The organism is Streptosporangium amethystogenes, from assembly GCF_000721075.1.
Taxonomy (GTDB): domain Bacteria; phylum Actinomycetota; class Actinomycetes; order Streptosporangiales; family Streptosporangiaceae; genus Streptosporangium; species Streptosporangium amethystogenes.
Genome location: NZ_JOEQ01000008.1, coordinates 38,164 through 55,351 on the forward strand (window position 1 = coordinate 38,164; position 17,188 = coordinate 55,351).

At 69.9% G+C, this 17,188-nt stretch carries 15 protein-coding genes and 1 pseudogene; 7 read left to right on the top strand and 9 right to left on the bottom strand.

Features of this window, described 5'->3' with window-relative positions; genetic code table 11:
* The first annotated feature begins 388 nt into the window (after positions 1 to 388).
* The gene (locus IG98_RS0114045) at positions 389 to 976 is read left to right on the top strand and encodes an Rv1733c family protein (RefSeq protein ID WP_030911221.1); all 588 of its coding nucleotides are present in this window, start codon (positions 389 to 391) and stop codon (positions 974 to 976) included.
* Positions 977 to 1,164: 188 nt separating this feature from the next.
* Here IG98_RS0114045 and IG98_RS0114050 read toward each other — a convergent pair whose 3' ends face one another.
* On the bottom strand, positions 1,165 to 1,689 hold the full coding sequence (locus IG98_RS0114050; RefSeq protein ID WP_030911224.1) for a nitroreductase/quinone reductase family protein: 525 nt from the start codon (positions 1,687 to 1,689) through the stop codon (positions 1,165 to 1,167).
* 162 nt (positions 1,690 to 1,851) lie between these two features.
* Here IG98_RS0114050 and IG98_RS0114055 point away from each other — a divergent pair, with 162 nt between their 5' ends.
* Positions 1,852 to 2,580: a TetR/AcrR family transcriptional regulator gene (locus IG98_RS0114055; protein ID WP_084195345.1), complete on the top strand. Its 729-nt coding sequence runs from the start codon at positions 1,852 to 1,854 to the stop codon at positions 2,578 to 2,580.
* Here IG98_RS0114055 and IG98_RS0114060 read toward each other — a convergent pair.
* Together IG98_RS0114060 and IG98_RS0114065 are read right to left on the bottom strand one after the other, a co-directional pair.
* Positions 2,563 to 2,955: a hypothetical protein gene (locus IG98_RS0114060; protein ID WP_030911230.1), complete on the bottom strand. Its 393-nt coding sequence runs from the start codon at positions 2,953 to 2,955 to the stop codon at positions 2,563 to 2,565. The genes IG98_RS0114055 and IG98_RS0114060 overlap by 18 nt on opposite strands.
* 229 nt (positions 2,956 to 3,184) lie before the next feature.
* Positions 3,185 to 3,580, bottom strand: a pseudogene (locus IG98_RS0114065) (IS982 family transposase); the annotation flags it as partial.
* 149 nt (positions 3,581 to 3,729) lie between these two features.
* Between IG98_RS0114065 and IG98_RS0114070 the strand changes: the two are divergent.
* Positions 3,730 to 4,260: a hypothetical protein gene (locus IG98_RS0114070; RefSeq protein WP_030911236.1), complete on the top strand. Its 531-nt coding sequence runs from the start codon at positions 3,730 to 3,732 to the stop codon at positions 4,258 to 4,260.
* A 19-nt stretch (positions 4,261 to 4,279) separates the two neighbouring features.
* Here the strand turns inward: IG98_RS0114070 and IG98_RS48635 are convergent, their stop codons facing one another.
* Positions 4,280 to 4,447 (bottom strand): alpha/beta fold hydrolase, encoded by a 168-nt coding sequence (locus IG98_RS48635; RefSeq protein ID WP_245651551.1) that lies wholly within the window; start codon positions 4,445 to 4,447, stop codon positions 4,280 to 4,282.
* Positions 4,448 to 5,323: 876 nt separating this feature from the next.
* Here IG98_RS48635 and IG98_RS0114080 point away from each other — a divergent pair.
* The gene (locus tag IG98_RS0114080) at positions 5,324 to 6,400 is read left to right on the top strand and encodes an RNA polymerase subunit sigma-70 (protein WP_211263975.1); all 1,077 of its coding nucleotides are present in this window, start codon (positions 5,324 to 5,326) and stop codon (positions 6,398 to 6,400) included.
* A gap of 258 nt (positions 6,401 to 6,658) precedes the next feature.
* Here IG98_RS0114080 and IG98_RS0114085 read toward each other — a convergent pair whose 3' ends face one another.
* Both IG98_RS0114085 and IG98_RS52495 read right to left on the bottom strand, forming a co-directional pair.
* Positions 6,659 to 7,222: a dihydrofolate reductase family protein gene (locus IG98_RS0114085; RefSeq protein WP_030911243.1), complete on the bottom strand. Its 564-nt coding sequence runs from the start codon at positions 7,220 to 7,222 to the stop codon at positions 6,659 to 6,661.
* Between the two features lie 25 nt (positions 7,223 to 7,247).
* On the bottom strand, positions 7,248 to 8,078 hold the full coding sequence (locus IG98_RS52495) for a DUF4158 domain-containing protein (RefSeq protein ID WP_037970267.1): 831 nt from the start codon (positions 8,076 to 8,078) through the stop codon (positions 7,248 to 7,250).
* A 115-nt stretch (positions 8,079 to 8,193) separates the two neighbouring features.
* On the opposite strand from IG98_RS52495, the gene IG98_RS44840 reads away from it, so the two are divergent.
* A complete protein-coding gene (locus IG98_RS44840) occupies positions 8,194 to 8,685 on the top strand; it encodes a hypothetical protein (RefSeq protein WP_051752069.1) in 492 nt (163 codons plus the stop codon).
* Positions 8,686 to 9,088: 403 nt separating this feature from the next.
* Here the strand turns inward: IG98_RS44840 and IG98_RS0114100 are convergent, their stop codons facing one another.
* Positions 9,089 to 9,826, bottom strand: coding sequence for a sulfite exporter TauE/SafE family protein (locus tag IG98_RS0114100; RefSeq protein ID WP_030911249.1), 738 nt, complete (start codon positions 9,824 to 9,826; stop codon positions 9,089 to 9,091).
* A 497-nt stretch (positions 9,827 to 10,323) separates the two neighbouring features.
* Here IG98_RS0114100 and IG98_RS0114105 point away from each other — a divergent pair, with 497 nt between their 5' ends.
* On the top strand, positions 10,324 to 12,564 hold the full coding sequence (locus tag IG98_RS0114105; protein ID WP_030911252.1) for a rhamnogalacturonan lyase family protein: 2,241 nt from the start codon (positions 10,324 to 10,326) through the stop codon (positions 12,562 to 12,564).
* A gap of 357 nt (positions 12,565 to 12,921) precedes the next feature.
* Here the strand turns inward: IG98_RS0114105 and IG98_RS44845 are convergent, their stop codons facing one another.
* The gene (locus IG98_RS44845) at positions 12,922 to 13,587 is read right to left on the bottom strand and encodes a DUF4394 domain-containing protein (RefSeq protein WP_051752070.1); all 666 of its coding nucleotides are present in this window, start codon (positions 13,585 to 13,587) and stop codon (positions 12,922 to 12,924) included.
* Positions 13,588 to 14,086: 499 nt separating this feature from the next.
* Between IG98_RS44845 and recD2 the strand changes: the two genes are divergently transcribed.
* Positions 14,087 to 16,303, top strand: a complete 2,217-nt coding sequence (gene recD2 / locus IG98_RS0114115; protein WP_030911255.1) for an SF1B family DNA helicase RecD2 — start codon at positions 14,087 to 14,089, stop codon at positions 16,301 to 16,303.
* Here the strand turns inward: recD2 and IG98_RS0114120 are convergent.
* Complete coding sequence (locus IG98_RS0114120) at positions 16,300 to 17,025, bottom strand: ArsR/SmtB family transcription factor (protein ID WP_030911258.1); 726 nt, start codon at positions 17,023 to 17,025, stop codon at positions 16,300 to 16,302. The genes recD2 and IG98_RS0114120 overlap by 4 nt on opposite strands.
* Between the last annotated feature and the right edge of the window lie 163 nt (positions 17,026 to 17,188).

Below are 17,188 nucleotides of genomic sequence, written 5' to 3' on the forward strand. Positions count from 1 at the left end.
ACCGTACCGGTGGAGCGGTTTCAGCCGCGGGTCAGATCCTGGAGGCCGACCACGCCCAGCAGTCGCGATCGCTCATCAGCCCAAATCGAGGAACACCTCCTCCCCAAGTGGGAGATCGGCGCGCATGTGCCCTCCGTGGAACAGGATCACGGCGTCCTCACCCTGCCGCTCCAACCGTTACTCCACCGGGCCCGCCCCGCAGACCGACACCTGGAGCCCCCTCGTGACCGGGAAGGACGAGCCAGGCGGAGGCTGCGGCCGACCGCCCGGCGGCGCCCGCTCTGGCCGGAAGAGGGACCTTCGGCTCTGACCGCAACCAGCCAAGGACCCTGGTATGCCGGGGGCGCATGTCACACGGTGGAGGCAACACCACGGGGGAGGTGACCCGATGAGTTCCTTCGGCTACCGGATCCGGTGCCGTCTGCGCCTGCATCGGTTCGACGGCAACCCGTTGCGCAGACGCTCGGACCGGATCGAGACAGTCGCAGTGCTGGTGAGCCTGCTGCTTTTCGTCGCCGGGCTGTGGCCGGCGGTCGGGCTCGGCCGGCAGGCCTACCAGGACGGCCTGCGGGCCGAGCTCACCGCTCCCTACCGGCGGGCGGTCGCCGCCGAGGTCGTGGACACGGCCCGCCCGGCGGATCCCAGCCTTGGTGGGCAGGCGCGCACGGTGCGCTGGAGGCCGGCGAACGGGCCCCCGCGCACCGGCCAGGTCGTGCTTCCCCAGGCGGTACCGGCCGGCTCGCGTATTGAGATCTGGTTGGACGCCGCGGGCAGGCCCACCGATCCTCCGCAGAGCCGCGTGGAGACGGTCACGGTCGCCGTGTTCACCGCGATCGGAGTGATGGTGTGTGTCTCGATGGCCCTGCTGGTCTTCCTGGTCGGCCTCCGGGTGCTGCTGAACCGCTACCGTGACGCCGAGTGGGAGAGGGCCTGGTTCCTCGCCGACCAGCGATGGCACAGGCCGAAGCAGGGCTGACCGCTGCCGTGCCGCCCGCCAGGAACGTGTTGCCCGGCAAGAGTCCGGAGCTGGTGTTTCAGGAGGTCACGGCATTGCCGCCAACCGGACACACCTACGCCCGGCGACCCGACCGGCCGCCCCCTACGAGGCTCGCGCACGACAGTGGGTTCCGGTGTGGCGCGGGGGGCGCGTGGGACGGGGCAGGGCTATCGGCCGGAACCGGGCGGGGAGGCCGACCGGTCGGGCGTGATGCGGAAGACCGGGTAGTGCGCGGCGATCTGCTCGAACTCCTCCAAGGGCGCCTGTGGGTCCACCGGGATGTGGGTGCGACCTCCCGGCGAGCGGGTCAGGTAGCGGCGCAGGATGGGCGCACGGGCTTCGAGGTCGACTTCGTCCAGGCGCACCGCCTCGCTGCGGCCGTGCCGCAGCATCGCCCGCCCTTCGGCCGCGCGGACGTTGTGCACCCAGTTGGTGTTGTGGCCGAGCATCGCCACCAGGTAGCGCTCGCCCTGGTGGTCCGCGACGACCAGGGGGAAGGAGATGACGCGGCCGGTACGCCGGCCCGGCACCTGCAGGGTCACCATCCGGTCCGGCTGCAGCACCCCGGCCGCGAACACGGTGGCCCAGACCCGGTTGATCGCCCGCGCCAGGCGGTTGGGCCGACCGCCGCGATACAGCCAGTGGTCCAAGCGGTGCAGGCGGGTGGGTCCGGCCCTCTCGTTGTGTCTCATGTCTGGCGCCTCCTTGTGGATCCGGTCTTGCCGGGATGACCGCGATGCGTGCCTGCCAGCGGAAACGGTCGCCTAATCAGCTACCGAACTGCCCTGTACATCGTTCATGAACGTTGTACATGTACGTTGCTTAGAAGATCCTGTGCCGAGTATGGTTGTCAAGTGGCTCCCGAGAAACTGACCCGCCAGGCCGTCATTGAGCAGGCGTTGAAGCTCGCCGACACCGACGGGCTTCAGGCGGTGACCATCCGCCGGCTCGCCGCCGAACTCGGCGTCACGCCGACAGCGCTGTACTGGCATGTCAAGAACAAGGACGAGCTGCTCTCCGCGCTCGCCGACCACCTGCTCGCGGCGCTCGTCGCCGATGTGGACCCGAGCCGGCCCTGGAGCCGGCGTCTGCGCGCGATGATCACCGCGCTGGTGGAGCAGACTCGCGCACACCCGTATCTGTCCACCCTGCTGCCGATGATCGACAAGAGCGCGGCCGAGGAATACCGCCGGGCCACCGACACCGCGATCGGGCTGCTCACCGAGGCCGGGTTCACGCTCCAGGAAGCCGACCAGGTGGCCACCTACCTGCTCCTGGGGGCCGCGGCGATGGTGTCCTGCCAGCCCGGCGGCGTGGGAGGCGACGAAGAGGAGGCCATGGAGCTCAGGCGGCAACATCGCCTCGACCTGGAACGCCTGCCTCCCGGTCGTTACCCCCACCTGGCCGCCTTCGCCGCCACCCTCTCCACCCCCCCTGACCTCGACGCCTACTACTCCTTCGGCATCGACCTCCTACTGTCCGCGGTGAAGGCCACGGCCCCGAACGGATGTCGCAGCTCCCAGGCCGCAGCAGCGCGGCCGGAGCCGGCAGGGGCCCCCGGGAACTCAGGGGCTGTTTCCTGAGTCGTACCCGTGGGCCTCAGGGTGGTGGAGTCGAAGCCCGGCCCCGCGGCGACTGTCGCGGTGCCGTTGCGCCGCATTCTGCCGCCGGTGGCGCTGGCCACCAGGACGATGACCCCCGACCTTCCTTGGGCCCGGCAGGCCCACCGCCTCCAGGTCGATGCCGTACGCATGGGTGCGCGACAGGATCAGCCGTGCCGGCACGTTGCCCGCGGCGTTGCACAACTGCAGCGGGGCGTGCCACCGAAAGGCGTGGATGTCCTCGCCGTCGACCACAGGCCGGGCCGGGTCGCGCTCGGCGACCAGGTGCTCGGCGACGTGGGCGCGGGCGGCCGCGTTTCCGCAGGCCCGGCAGGCATGGCCCGCGGTACCGGTCATGCGCCCGCGTCCGGCGCACACCGGACGCGTTCGCGGCCGATGGTCAGTGTCCCGGACGCCAGCGCGGCGACGATCATCTCCAGGGCCAGGCCGGCGACCGGGTGGTCGGCGTCGGTGACGATACCGCCCGGCGGCAGGGGAGCGGAGGCGTACTTGGCGGCGATCGCGTCGACTTCGACATCGGCGCGCCGCCGACCGGAGCCGGCCGTTGTGCGCCGGGGCGCAGGCCTCCGCTCGGGGTGGCGGTGTTCGAGTGCTGCACGGTCAGGCGCGACATGCCGCAGCGCACCGGGGTGGAGTCCGTGATCCACACGGTGTCCGTCCAGAAGTCGCTGTCCGTTGCCAGCTCCCGGATCATACGCTGGACCAGCGGCAACGCCGCGCGTAGGCGCTTGTTGTACCCAGACCGCTGTGGAAGGTACGGGAACAGGGCGGCCAGGCGCTCGCGGGCGAAGCGCAGCCAACGCGCCTCGGAGTGGAAGCCGAGCAGGGCCTGGGACACGGCCAGGCAGACGAGTTCGGAGTCGCTGAGCAGGGGCGGTCGTCCCATCCACCGCGTTCCTCCGATCTCGTCGTCGATCTTCACATACAGTGCGGTCAAGAGGGTCTCAAGGTCCGTCGTCACAAACGGATCATCGAGGCCCTCGCCCCTTTTCCGTGACCGGACCGGGAAGCCAGACCGTTTCCTGCGAGGGGCAAGGGCGAGGGCGAAACCCGGGCCGTACCTTGCTCCGCGGGAGGCTGCGTGCAGGCGCGACTCGTTACTGTTCGGCCATGACGTTTCCCACCGCGCGGTTCAAAGGGTGCTTTCCCGAGCTCTTCGGCTTCGTGCTGCTCGATGCCACAGGGCTCGACGAGGTCGGTGCCAGCAGCCCCGTCGGCAGGAATCTGCTGCAGCTGTTCAGCACGAGTGAGCAGGGCGATCAGGTCGTACGTGACGGCATCGCGATTCCCGCGCAGAACATCGATCCCGGCTTCTACACCGTGCTCGTACGCCACGCCCAGAGCCCTTCACCGTGGCAGGACCCCAAGGTGACATCCGCCGGGTGGGTTCTGCACGTCCGGTCAGAAGAGCTGCTGCTGTGTGGCCTGGGCTACCTCACGAAGTGGACGCCCGACGATCCCCGGCATCGTCGCATTTCCGTACCACCCGGCTGGTACGAAGTGGAAGTCCGCGGACACCTCTTGGACCCCGACGACCCTGACGACGCCGCCTACGAGTTCGTCCTGAGCGGTCCGACCGGCGCCCGGCCCACGTTCCATGCCCACCTCAACCACGGCCTCAACCTCATCGACAACGACTGATCACATCAGACTCATTCGTCTAGCTCGCGAAGCCATCCAAGGCGGCGGAAATCGCCGTGGCCATGGTGGTGCTGCCAGTATGCCCGGAGTTCTCCACCACGACGAGCCGCGCGCCGGGCCAGGGCTGGGCCAGTTGCCAGGCGTTCTCCAGCGGCGAGCCCAGGTCGAAGCGACCGTGGATGAGCACGCCGGGGATGCCGGCCAGTTTGTGCGCGTCGCGCAGCAGTACGCCTTCCTCCAGCCGGGCGGCGTTGGAGAAGTAGTGGGCGCGGATACGGACGGAGGTTCATCAGGTCGGCCTCGGGGGCGCCGTCCTCTTTGGCGTGGGTGAGCCGGGAGTGGCGTAGATCGCGCAGGTCCCAGCCACTGGTAGCGGTGCCAAGGTGTCGTTCGGTGGTGCGGTAGGTCATCCGGCGCCGTCGACTGCTCTTGTCGAACTCCCCGGAGCGCGCGGTGCCGTCCTCGGGTGCGCGGCGGGTGGACAGGAACACCGGCCCGGTGCGGCGGCGGCCGAGGAGCCGGCCGGGCATCCGGGCGGTGCCGATGTCGTAGAGCAGGTCGTCTTCCTTTCGGTGGCCATCGGGACCCCGCTTCCCTCAGCTGTCAGACAACACGCATAAAGGAGTGTCGCCGCCGGGGACGTCGCCCCAGGAGCGATCCTCCAATTTGTCAGATAATGCGGGATTATCTGACACGCCGAGGCCCGTCGACAGGAAACGTGATCACTATGACCTCAGCGTACGACGGCGCCCATCGACGCACGGCTGCACGAACAGGCGCTCGCGCACCTGAGGGTGCCGCCGGAGCCGCTGACGCTGAACAGCAGGCCGCGGGCTTCGTCGAGCGGGCAAACACGCCACCGGACAACGACGCGAAGCTGTGGGGTACTACGGGGACCCCACCTCGACATCGAGGGTGTGCCCGACCCGGAGCACGTCCCCTGTATCGACCCGACCCACCCGGCCTGACGAACGGCCTGGTGTCAGCGGCTTCACCGATCAGAAATCCTCCGCCACGTCGTCAGTTCTGGTAGCCCCTCGCACCGGTGGAAGGATTGATGACCATGACCGACACCAGACCGCTGGGCGCCGACGAGGCCACGTTCCTCGCTGCGGTCCGCTCAGACGACACGGCGAGGTTCGCACTTCTCACGGAGCGCCACCGGCGTGAGCTGCAGGTGCACTGCTACCGGATGCTCGCGAACTACGAGGATGCCCAGGACCTGACGCAGGAGACGTTCCTGCGAGCGTGGAACAAGCGGGAGTCGTTCAAGGGCCACGCGGCCCTGCGGACCTGGCTGTACCGGATCGCGACGAACGCCTGCCTCGACTTCCTGGAGAAGCGCAACGACCGCACACCCGTACCATCCGAGCTGCCGGACCCCGGCTCCGAGGTGCTGTACCTGCAGCCCTACCCCGACCGGATGCTCCCCGAGGACCCGCAGGAATCGGTGGTGGCGCGGGAGACGATCGAGCTGGCGTTCATCGTCGCCGTCCAGCACCTGCCGCCGCGGCAGCGGGCGGTGTTCATCCTGCGCGACGTCCTCGGCTGGCCGGCGTCGAAGGCCGCCGACGCCCTCGAGCTGACCGTCGCATCGGTGACCAGCGCACTGCAGCGGGCGCGCGTGACGATGCGCGAGCAGCTACCCGACCGCCGCCTCGACTGGCGGAGACCCGCCACCCACGAGCTGTCGAATGACGAGCGTGGCGTGGTGAAGTCGTATATCGACGCCCATGAGCGCAACGACCTCGACGGGCTGATGTCCCTGCTGCGCGACGACCTGCGCTTCGCGATGCTGCCCGAGCCGGGAACCTCGGTCATCACGGCCAAGGACGCGGTGGACGGCTGGGTCTCCGGTGGGCTCTTCCAGCGTGGCCACGACGACTGGCGCTGTATCACCACGACGGTCAACCGCATGCCTGCCGCCGCGCTGTACCTCCGCACCCCCGACGACCCGGAGTACCGGCTGTTTACCATCGCGGTCCTGCACATCGTCGACAGGAAGATCGCCGAGCTCACCGGATTCGACGCCACCGACAAACCATGGCTGGGCCTGCCCCCGACACTGTCATCAGACGAAGGCCCCATCGTCGACGAGTCCAGCGCACGGGCCGCCGTCACCGAAGTCACCGCGCAATGAGCATCCCGACCAGCTGAACACCAACGCGGCAACGCGAGCACCACCGCCCCGCCGGCGTTGCCGGCGGGGCATCTTCATGCCCGAAGAACATCGTCACGATCAACGATGCCGTCGTCCCTCATCTCCAGCACGCCGGTCAACAGCTCACTCGGAACGCGAGGAAGGGCCCAGGGAAGGTTCCCTCATAGCCGAGGGTCACGGTGAGCACGCCAGGAAGGATTTCGACCTGGCCTCACGAGCCGAGCATCTGGCCCGTGCTCATCGTCTCGTCTCGTGTCGGGTCAGCACCACGCCGCCGGGAAACGTCCGCGTCTCCACCAGGGTCAGGTTCACCCAGCTGTCCAGGACCGTGAAGAACGGCGTGCCGCCGCCCACCAGGACCGGGTGGGTGACCAGCACGTACTCGTCGATCAGCCCGGCCCGCATGGCCGCCCCGGCGAGCGTGGCGCCGCAGATGTCCATCGGGCCGCCGTCCTCGGCCTTGAGCCGGGTGATCTCGGCGACCGCGTCGCCGGTGACCAGGCGGGTGTTCCAGTCGACCGTACTGGTCGTCGAGGAGAACACCGCCTTCGGCATGTCCCGCCAGCGGCGGGCGAACTCGATCTCCGCCGGGGTAGCGCCAGGCTGCTGGTCGGCGGTCGGCCAGTGGGAGCTCATCGTCTCCCACAGTTTGCGCCCGTACAGCGCCAGGCCGGTCGCCCCCACCCGGTCGGACCACCACTGGAACAGCTCGTCGCTCGGTACGCTCCAGCCGAGGTCGTCGCCGGGCGCGGCGATGTAGCCGTCCAGGGTCACGTTCATGCCGAAGATCAGTTTCCGCATCATGCCAACCTCTCGTGAGTCGATCTCACACGTACAGACGGGCGCGGCGCGGAAACCTAATCGGTGCGCGATCTGCGTCCGTAGATAGTCCCCCGGGTTCCGGACGCAGCACGGCGTACCCGGCGGGCTCGAGCACCACCCACCGGATCTCGACTTCACCCTCGCACGGGCAGGGGCGCCCCCATGGCCAACCCTCCCCGACCGCCGCTGCCGTCGGACGGGAAGGCCTTCCCCGGCCACCTGCAACAGCGGCTGTCTGCTTTCGCAGAGGCGTTGCGGTAGCGCTGACGCGCTCGCGTGCGCGAGCAGGAGTGTGAGCGAGACGCTGGGCATCTCGCTCGGCGACCAGCGGCCGCACACGTACACATCGCCGGTGCGCAGTCGCCTTCACCGTGGCCGGGGAGGCCTCGACCGGGCCGGTGGCCAGCCACCGCAGTCGTGTGGTCTTGACCTCGGGGTCGGTGACCAGCAGCCCGTCCAGTGCGGCGCACCGAACGTCGGTGAACTCGTGCGCCAGCCGGGCGAACGTCTCCCGCTGCGCTTCCTCGCGGGCGTGCGCGACCCGCTTGACCACGATCACCGGTCCAGGCCGGATCACCCGCGCGGAGATCAGGTACTCGCACGCCAGCCGGAACAGCAGCGTCGGCGAGTCGTGCTCCATCGCTCGTGCGAGCAGGAACTCGTCGAGCTCCTTGAGCTCCAGCGTCAACGGCGGGCGCCACCCCAGGTACTGCGCGACCAGACGCAGGTGTTCGGTGCGGGTCTTCGCCCGCCGGCCGTAGGACCGCAGCTCGACGGGGTCGACACCCAACTGGTCGGCCAACCGAGCCACCGCCACCGGCGGTGCGGTGGGCACCTTTCCAGCCAGCCCCCCCAAGATCCCCAGCTCAGAAGCCTACTCAGCCATATCCGCCCGAAATTTCCTGAGAACTACGGGAACCCCCTCCCAAGCCGTCCAGTCGTGAGCGGCCTTGTTCGTCGGCAAGCAGTACGACCTCAGCGCCACGCTCCTCGCGGAGCTGCCTGATTGGTTCGCGACGCACGACGAGGACGAGGACGAGGACGAGGAAGACCTGTCGCCCTTCCAGCAGCAGCTGGCCCGTGACCTGGAGCGTGACGTGCCGCACCTGGGCGAACTCCGCGCTCTGGCCTACGACCTCTGGCCGCCTGACGAAGGGCTCGCCAGCGCCTACATCGGCGGGTATGTCGACGATGAGGTGATCACGAGCATTGCGGAGCAGACCCTCACGGGGCGCGAGAAGGCCGGCGAGATCGTCATCCCGATGGCGAAATGGTATTCCCAGGTGGAGAGGGAGAAGCACCTGCTGACAAGTGAGTGGATGTCGCTCGCCCGCTTTCTCGTGGCCGACGAGTTCTATTACGGGAGTTTTGTGATCCGCCACGACGACCTGGCCGCCGGCCAACTGGACAAGGCGTTTTCCGTGACCGAGTTCAGCGAGTAGAACCCCCGGGGGCGCCGAGTGCGGCCCCCTGGTGTCCACCGCGATGACCAGCTGGCCGACCCCGCTGCGCTTCGGGGAGTCGTAAGGCTCCTGTGTACCTGGTGACACGAGCCTCAACGACACCCCGCTTCCTGGTCGTCCGCGTCGCGATCTCTCTGTCTCCCACGAACCCCCTCTGAACACCAGCGCCGAGGGAAGGCCGGGCCACGCCCGCCCTCCTCCACGGCAGAAAGGGGCACCAGGAAGATCCGGCCCGGGTATTGGCGCTAAGGGCCGAGCCGCACGTCAGGCGATCGGGTCAGGCCGATCGGGTAGCAGGTCGGCCAGCGCGGTTCGCACGGCGGCGCGGCTGACCCCGTGTCCCCACCGTGCCCTCTTGGAGAGGGGCGCCGCGGAGAGGACGTCAGAGCAGCAGGCGCACCGCGGCGAGCAGGGTAAGCCCCAGCGTGATGCGTTCGAAGAGCGTCCGGTCGATCCGGCCGATCACGGCACGCCCGGCCGCGGCCCCGGCCAGCACCGCCGGGGCACCCAGCGCGGCGAAGAGGAGGGTGGCCGGAGTGATCAGGCCGAGCGCGACGCTGAACGGCACCTTGAAGGTGTTGATCGTCAGGAAGAACCACGCGCTGGTCCCCAGGAAGCCCAGCATCGGCAGGCCCGCCGCCAGAAGATAGACGGCCATGACGGGCCCCGCGGCGTTGGCCGTCATGGTGGCGAAGCCGGCCAGGACGCCCGCCAGGGCCGCCACGGGGCGGCGGTGGGCCAGGGAGTCCTCCTGCGCCCGGCGCCGGTTCCACAGATGCACGACGACGATCACCACCAGGATCACGCCGATCAGCCGTCTCATCTGCGCGTCGTCGACCCGGCGCACCACGAACGCGCCGGCCACCACGCCCAGGGCGACCCATGGAAAGAGCCTGATCAGCCTGGGCCAGTCGGCATGGCGGCGGTAGGAGAACACCGCGACCACGTCGCCGACGAGCAGTAGCGGCAGCAACGTGCCCGTGGACTGCCTGGTCGGCAGCACGAGCGCGAACAGGGCGATCGCCACCGTCCCCGCTCCGGAGACGCCGGTCTTGGAGAAGCCCACAAGGAACAGGGCGGCCAGCAGTATCACCCACTGGACGGCGTCAAGGGAGAGCATCGGCCTCGCCGGAAACAGGGCACGAAGGGGACGTACCAGATGTGAGAGGTCAGAGGCGACGGTACATGACGCGCAGGCCGGCGGAGTCTTCGGCCGGCACCCCGCCTGGATGCCCGGTACCGGTCACAGAAGCCTTGCCGTACCAGCCATGTGCTCGGGTGCCCCGGCCGACGCGCCCGGCGGGAAGTCGGCACCCAGGTCGGCGATGAAAATTCCGATCCGTCGCGGACATCCACTCACGACCGAGTCACGAATTCCCGCAGAGCCTATGAGCACACGGGTGAAAGTTTCACTCCCCACCGGGCGCAGGGGCGCCCGATCGCGTCTCGCCCGCGCCTGGTAACCGCAGGTGGAAAGGGATGCGGAGGGCGCCGGAACCTCTTCGAGCACCGAGGCCACCCCATCCCCCGATGGCTCCAGGAGGGGATTTTCGGTATGTGATGAAAGTTCTGAAAGCGCTTTCCGAACTCGTGCCCGCTCAACCACAGGGGGAGAGCATGTCCCGATCATCACCACCGTTGATCTGCTCGGCGGCCGCGCTCGCGCTCGCCGCGAGCCTGGCACCGGTCCTGGTCGCCCATGCCGCGGCGACCGGCTGCCGCGTCGACTACTCGGTGTCCACCCAGTGGTCGGGAGGCTTCACCGGCAACGTGGCGCTCACCAACCTCGGTGACCCCCTCAGCGGCTGGACCCTGAACTGGAGTTTCGCCGCCGGACAGCAGGTGAGCCAGGCCTGGAACTCCACCGTCACCCAGAGCGGCGCCCAGGTCAGCGCCACCGACGCCGGCTACAACGCCGCGATCACCACCGGCGCCACCGTCTCCTTTGGTTTCAACGCCTCCTGGAACAACTCCGCGAACCCGGCGCCGACGGTGTTCACGCTCAACGGCGTCGCCTGCACCGGCCCGACCGGCCCGACCCCAACACCGACTCCCACTACTCCCACTGCCACTCCCACCCCGACGGTGACCCCTACGTCCTCCGCCGGCGCCCGGCAGGTCGAGGACCTCGACCGCGGGCTGATCAGCGCCCGTTCCGGCAGCGGCAACTTCGTCGCCTGGCGCCTGCTGGGCACCGACCCGGCGGACGTGGCCTTCAACCTCTACCGGGGCTCGACCAAGGTGAACGCCTCACCCATCACCGCCTCCACCAACTACTTCGACCCCGGCGCCGCGGCCGACGCCTCCTACACCGTGCGAGCGGTGGCCGGCGGCACCGAGCAGGCCGCCTCCGAATCCTCCCTGCGCTTTTCCGGCGGCAACTACCTCGACGTGGCGATCCAGCCCCCCTCCGGCGGGACCACACCCGACGGCGTCGCCTACACCTACGCCGCCAACGACGCCAGCGTGGGCGACCTCGACGGCGACGGCCGCTACGAGGTGATCCTCAAGTGGGAGCCCACCAACGCCAAGGACAACTCCCAGTCCGGCTACACCGGCAACGTCTACCTCGACGCCTACCGGCTGGGAGGCGGACGGATGTGGCGCATCAACCTCGGGCGCAACATCCGCGCGGGCGCGCACTACACGCAGTTCCAGGTCTACGACTACGACGGTGACGGCCGGGCCGAGGTCGCGACGAAGACCGCCGACGGCACGGTGGACGGCACCGGCACCGTGATCGGCAACTCCTCCGCCGACCACCGCAACTCCTCCGGATACATCCTGTCCGGCCCCGAGTACTTGACCATATTCAACGGGCAGAACGGCGCGGCGCTGTCCACGGTCAACTACGACCCGCCCCGCGGCACGGTCTCGGCCTGGGGCGACTCCTACGGCAACCGCGTCGACCGGTTCCTGGCCGGGACCGCCTACCTGGACGGCACCCGGCCTAGCCTGATCATGGCCCGCGGCTACTACACCCGTACCGTCGTGGCGGCCTGGGACTTTCGTAACGGCTCCCTGACCCAGCGCTGGAAGTTCGACTCCAACAGCGCGGGATCGGCCTACACCGGGCAGGGCAACCATCAGCTCTCGGTCGCCGACGTCGACGCCGACGGCAAGGATGAGATCGTCTACGGGGCGATGACCCTCAACGACAACGGCACGGTCCTGTGGAACACCGGCCTCGGTCACGGGGACGCGTTGCACGTCGGCGACCTCAACCCGGCAAGGAGCGGCCTGGAGGTGTTCAAGGTCGACGAGGATGCCGCCAAGCCCAGCTCGTGGATGGCCGACGCCCGCACCGGGCAGATCCTGTGGCAGACCGGCGCAAGCGGCGACAACGGCCGGGGCGTGTCGGCCGACATCTGGTCCGGCAGCGCCGGAGCCGAGTCGTGGTCGGCCTCCGGCGGGGACGGCATCTTCAACACCTCCGGCCAGATCGTGGGCCGCAAACCCTCCTCGACGAACTTCCTGGCCTGGTGGGACGCCGACCCGGTACGGGAACTGCTGGACGCCACCAAGATCGACAAGTACGGCACGAGCGGTGAGAGCCGCCTGCTGACCGCCAGTGGGGTGCACTCCAACAACGGCACCAAGGCCACCCCGGCACTCTCGGGGGACCTGCTGGGCGACTGGCGCGAGGAGGTCATCTGGGCCACCTCCGACAACACCGCGCTGCGGATCCACACCACCACCGCCGTCACCGACCGGCGGATCCACACCCTGATGCACGACACCCAGTACCGCACCGCGATCGCCTGGCAGAACACCGCCTACAACCAGCCACCGCACCCGAGCTTCTTCATCGGCTCGGGCATGTCGGCCCCGCCCAGGCCCAACGTCTACGTGCGCTGAGGTCGGGCTCGTTCTGGTCGTGCCCAAAGTGCCCGGCCTGCCAGACGACGACGTTGGTGACGCTGACGCTCTCGCCGTTGACGAGGCGCTTCAGCATCGCCCGGTTGCCGGAGCCGGGGTCGCCAGGCCGGCGACACCGCAGGGCTCTGCGGGGTCGCCGTGCTCACCGGGGCAGATCCACCTTCCCCGGCCCACCGGATCGGCGCCGGTCGCGGTCGGTGACGCCGTCCTCCTCGTACTGGACGTTGAGGCACGTGCGCCCGGCGCGGCGCGAGCCTGCCCCGGTAGCGCACGTCCCTCAACTCGACCCCGGAGCCGGCGACGAGGCCCGGGGCCGCACCGCGACCGAGATCGAACTCAGCCGCGGTCGAGCCGGATGGCGATGTCGAGGACCTGGCGGTCGGCGGGAAAGGCACCGTAGTTGTAGTTGACGGCACCGGTGAGCAGGTTGATCCCGTAGAACCCGTAGCGGCCGGCGACCTTCAGCGCCGCGAAGGCGCTGTTGGAGACGGTGACCCCGTCGCGCAGCGAGCTGTAGACGTCGAAACCCGCCGCGCCGCTCGCGGCCACCCGCAGGCTGCCGGTCTGCACCAGGGTGCCCGCCCCCGCGGGCGACTGCAGGCTCACCTGGCCGGTGGCGGTGTTCACGCCGAAGAGCGTCGTGGCGGTGTCCGGGCTGAGGTCGTTGTTGGTGTATCCGGCGCCCGACACACCGGTCGCGACCGTTCCCGCCACGGCGGGCGGGACGGGCGGGAGGGTCAGCGTACGGTCGGCCACGGTCTGCCCGGCGGCCGGGCCGCCCGTGGGGTCGTCGAGGTTGTGCCGCAGGTTCTGCCCGGTGTCGCTGATCACCCGCAGCCGGTTGGCCGCAGGACTGAAGTCGACGCCGAAGTGGTAGCCCTTCAGCGCCACGGTCAGCTGGGAGACCTTGACCGCCCTGGCCGGGCCGCTGAGCGTGTAGACGCCGCCGCGCTCTCCGACGCCGTACAGCCTGCCGTTCTGCACGCGGTAGTCGATGCCCACCAGCCGGGTGTCGCCGTCGAGCCCGCGGACCCTGCCCAGATCACGCGTACGACCGGGGAGCGGATCGCAAAACCCACCAGACGCTGGTCGCCGGTCAGCCCGATGACCTCGATGCCGGGCCGCCCGGCGGCCGGCGGCGCCGCGGCGCCGGCCGTCGCCACCGTGCCCAGCGCCATCATCAGGGCGGTGAGTGTCCTTCGCATGTGCCTCTCCTTCGCAGCCGGGTGCCATGCGCCCCGGACTTCGGCGGCAAAGCCGTTACGGATCGGAGAGACTCCATCACACACGGTGCCCTTCTGGCCCGCGAAGAGGGCAGGAGAGGCCGGCGTGTCCGCGGCTCGCCCCGCCCGCCCGCGTACCGGGCCCGGCGAACCCGGTGAAACCTCGCACCCTGCGATCCCGCGCCGCGAGGCAGGCGGGTCGGGGGCACGGGCGGGGGCGGCCGTCACCGGGTGAGCCCGGCTTGGAGCCGGAGGCCGGCTGCGGCACAATACCCGCCATGACCACCCCTCCGGCGCCCCCCACTCCCGGCAGCGTGCTGGAGGCCGTGCTCGAACGCATCACCTACGCCAACGAGGAGAGCGGCTACACCATCGCCAGGGTGGCCATAGACCGCTCCAGCGACCTGCTGACCGTGGTCGGGCCGCTGCTGGGAGCCCAGCCCGGCGAGTCACTGCGGCTGACCGGGCGCTGGACCTCCCACCCCAAGTACGGCAAGCAGTTCGAGGTGTGGTCGTACGCCACCGTGCTGCCCGCCACCGTGCAGGGCATCCGGCGCTACCTGGGCTCCGGGCTGATCAAGGGCATCGGGCCGAGGATGGCCGACCGGATCGTCGAGCACTTCGGCGTCGAGACCCTGGAGGTCATCGAGACCACCCCCGAGCGGCTGGCCGAGGTCCCCGGCCTCGGCCCCAAACGGACCAAGATGATCGGCGTCGCCTGGGAGGAACAGAAGATCATCAAAGAGGTGATGATCTTCCTGCAGGGGGTCGGTGTGTCCACCTCGATCGCGGTCCGGATCTTCAAGCAGTACGGCGACAACTCCATCACCGTCGTCAAAAGCGAACCCTACCGGCTGGCCGACGACGTGTGGGGCATCGGTTTCAAGACCGCCGACACCATCGCCCAGGCCGTGGGCATCCCTCACGACAGCCCCGAACGCGTCAAGGCGGGCCTGCGCTACACCCTTTCCCAGGCCGCCGACGACGGCCACTGCTACCTTCCGGCGCCCAACCTCGTCGCCGACGCGGTGAAGATCCTGGAGGTCGCCGCCGAGCTGACCACGCGCTGCCTGCAGGAACTCATCGCCGAGGAGGGGGTGGTCGCCGAGGACATCCCGGTCGGCGACGGCACCGTCCCCGCGGTCTACCTGGTGCCCTTCCACCGCGCCGAACTGTCCCTGGCGAGCTCCCTGCGCACCCTGCTGACCTGCGCGCACGACCGGCTGGGGGTCTTCGGCTCCGTCGACTGGGACGTCGCGCTCACATGGCTGCGCACCCAGACCGGCGCCGACCTGGCCGAGGAACAGGCCCACTCGGTGCGGCTGGCGCTGACCCAGAAGGTCGCGGTGCTGACCGGAGGCCCGGGCTGCGGCAAGAGCTTCACCGTGCGCTCCATCGTCACCCTGGCCCGGGCCAAGAAGGCCAAGGTGATCCTGGCCGCCCCCACCGGCAGGGCGGCCAAGCGCCTGGCGGAGCTGACCGGCCACGAGGCCACCACCGTGCACCGGCTGCTGCAGCTACGCCCCGGCGGGGACGCCACCTTCGATCGCGACAACCCTCTGGACGCCGACCTGGTCGTGATCGACGAGGCCTCGATGCTGGACCTGCTGCTGGCCAACAAGCTGGTCAAGGCCATCGCCCCGGGCACGCATCTGCTTTTTGTGGGCGACGTCGACCAACTACCCTCGGTCGGCGCCGGCGAGGTGCTGCGCGATCTGCTGGCCGCCGAGGAGGAGATCCCCCGGGTACGGCTGACCCACATCTTCCGCCAGGCCCAGGAGTCGGGGGTCGTCGTCAACGCCCACCGGGTCAACACCGGCCTGCACCCGGCCCTGGAGGGCATGAGCGACTTCTTCCTGTTCCCGTGCGAGGAACCCGAGGAGATCGCGGCGCTGACCGTGGACGTGGTCACCAACCGCATCCCGCGCAAGTTCGGCCTCAACCCGCGCCGCGACGTGCAGGTGCTGGCCCCGATGCACCGGGGCGCGGCCGGGGCGGGCAACCTCAACCAGGCGCTGCAGGAGGCGCTGACCCCCTCGCGCGAGGGCATGCCCGAGCGCCGCTACGGCGGGCGGGTCTTCCGGGTCGGCGACAAGGTCACCCAGCTGCGCAACAACTACGAAAAGGGCGCCGCCGGGGTGTTCAACGGCACCGTGGGCCTGATCGTCGACATCAAACCCGACGAGCACAAGCTGACCGTGCTGACCGACGAGGACGAGAACGTCGAGTACGCCTTCGACGAACTGGACGAGCTGGCCCACGCCTACGCGGTGTCGATTCACCGCTCCCAGGGCAGCGAGTACCCGGCGGTGGTGATCCCGCTGGCCACCAGCGCGTGGATGATGCTCCAGCGCAACCTGATCTACACCGCGATCACCCGGGCCAAGAAGCTCGTCGTCATCGTCGGCTCCCGCCGCGCGCTGGCCCAGGCGGTGCGCACCCGCGGCGCCGGACGCCGCCACACCAGCCTCACCCACCGCCTGCGCCGATCCTAGGGGGCGGTTTCCGCCAGGCCGGTGACGCCCAGCAGGCGGGCCAGGGCCTCCCGTCCGGCGGCGGTGACGGCCAGGGCGCGTCCTGAGCCGATCCGGCCGACCCAGCCGCGCTCCAGCGCGGTCGCGCAGAGTACGGCCCCGGCGGTGCCGGCCAGGTGGTGGCGGCGCTCGGTCCAGTCCAGGCAGGGCCGGGCCAGCAGGCGGCGCCCGCCGGCCGGCAAACAGACCCCCAGCTCGGTGGCGAACCATGACAGCCCGGCGTCGCTGAGCGCGAAACCGGCGTCCTGGTGCAGCAGACGGCGCGCGAGGAGCGCGTCGGTGATCGTCACCCCGAGCCGCCCGGCCAGGTGGTCGTAGCAGGTGCGCCCGGCCGCCAGCGCCCGGGTGGCGCTCGCGGCGCGCAGCGTGGTCGGCCGCGCACCCGCGCCCATGCCGGCGCCGGTGTGGGCGTGGGCGGCCAGGTCCTCGATGAGCTGGGCCACGTCCGGCCCGGCCAGGCGCACGTACCGGTGGCGTCCCTGCCGCTCCTCGGCCAGCAGCCCGCCGCCGATGAGCCGCGACAGGTGCTCGCTGGCGGTCGAGGCCGCCACACCGGCGTGGGCGGCCAGCTCTCCGGCACTCCAGGCGCGCCCGTCCAGCAGCGCCAGGCAGAACCTGGCGCGCGTGTCGTCGGCGAGCAGGGCGGCCAGCGCGGCGAGCGGGACCGGGGGAGCGAACGTCATACGCCCATCATCGGCCCGGGACGTTTCGGTGCCGGCCGAAGTCTCCCTTTTTTGGGCTCGGGCCCCGCCGTACCGCCCACTCCTGACTCCTGGTCAGGATTTTTCCTCCTTTAGGAAGAGACCGAAATGTTACCAAACCGGTCGCAACCATGTTCATTCACCA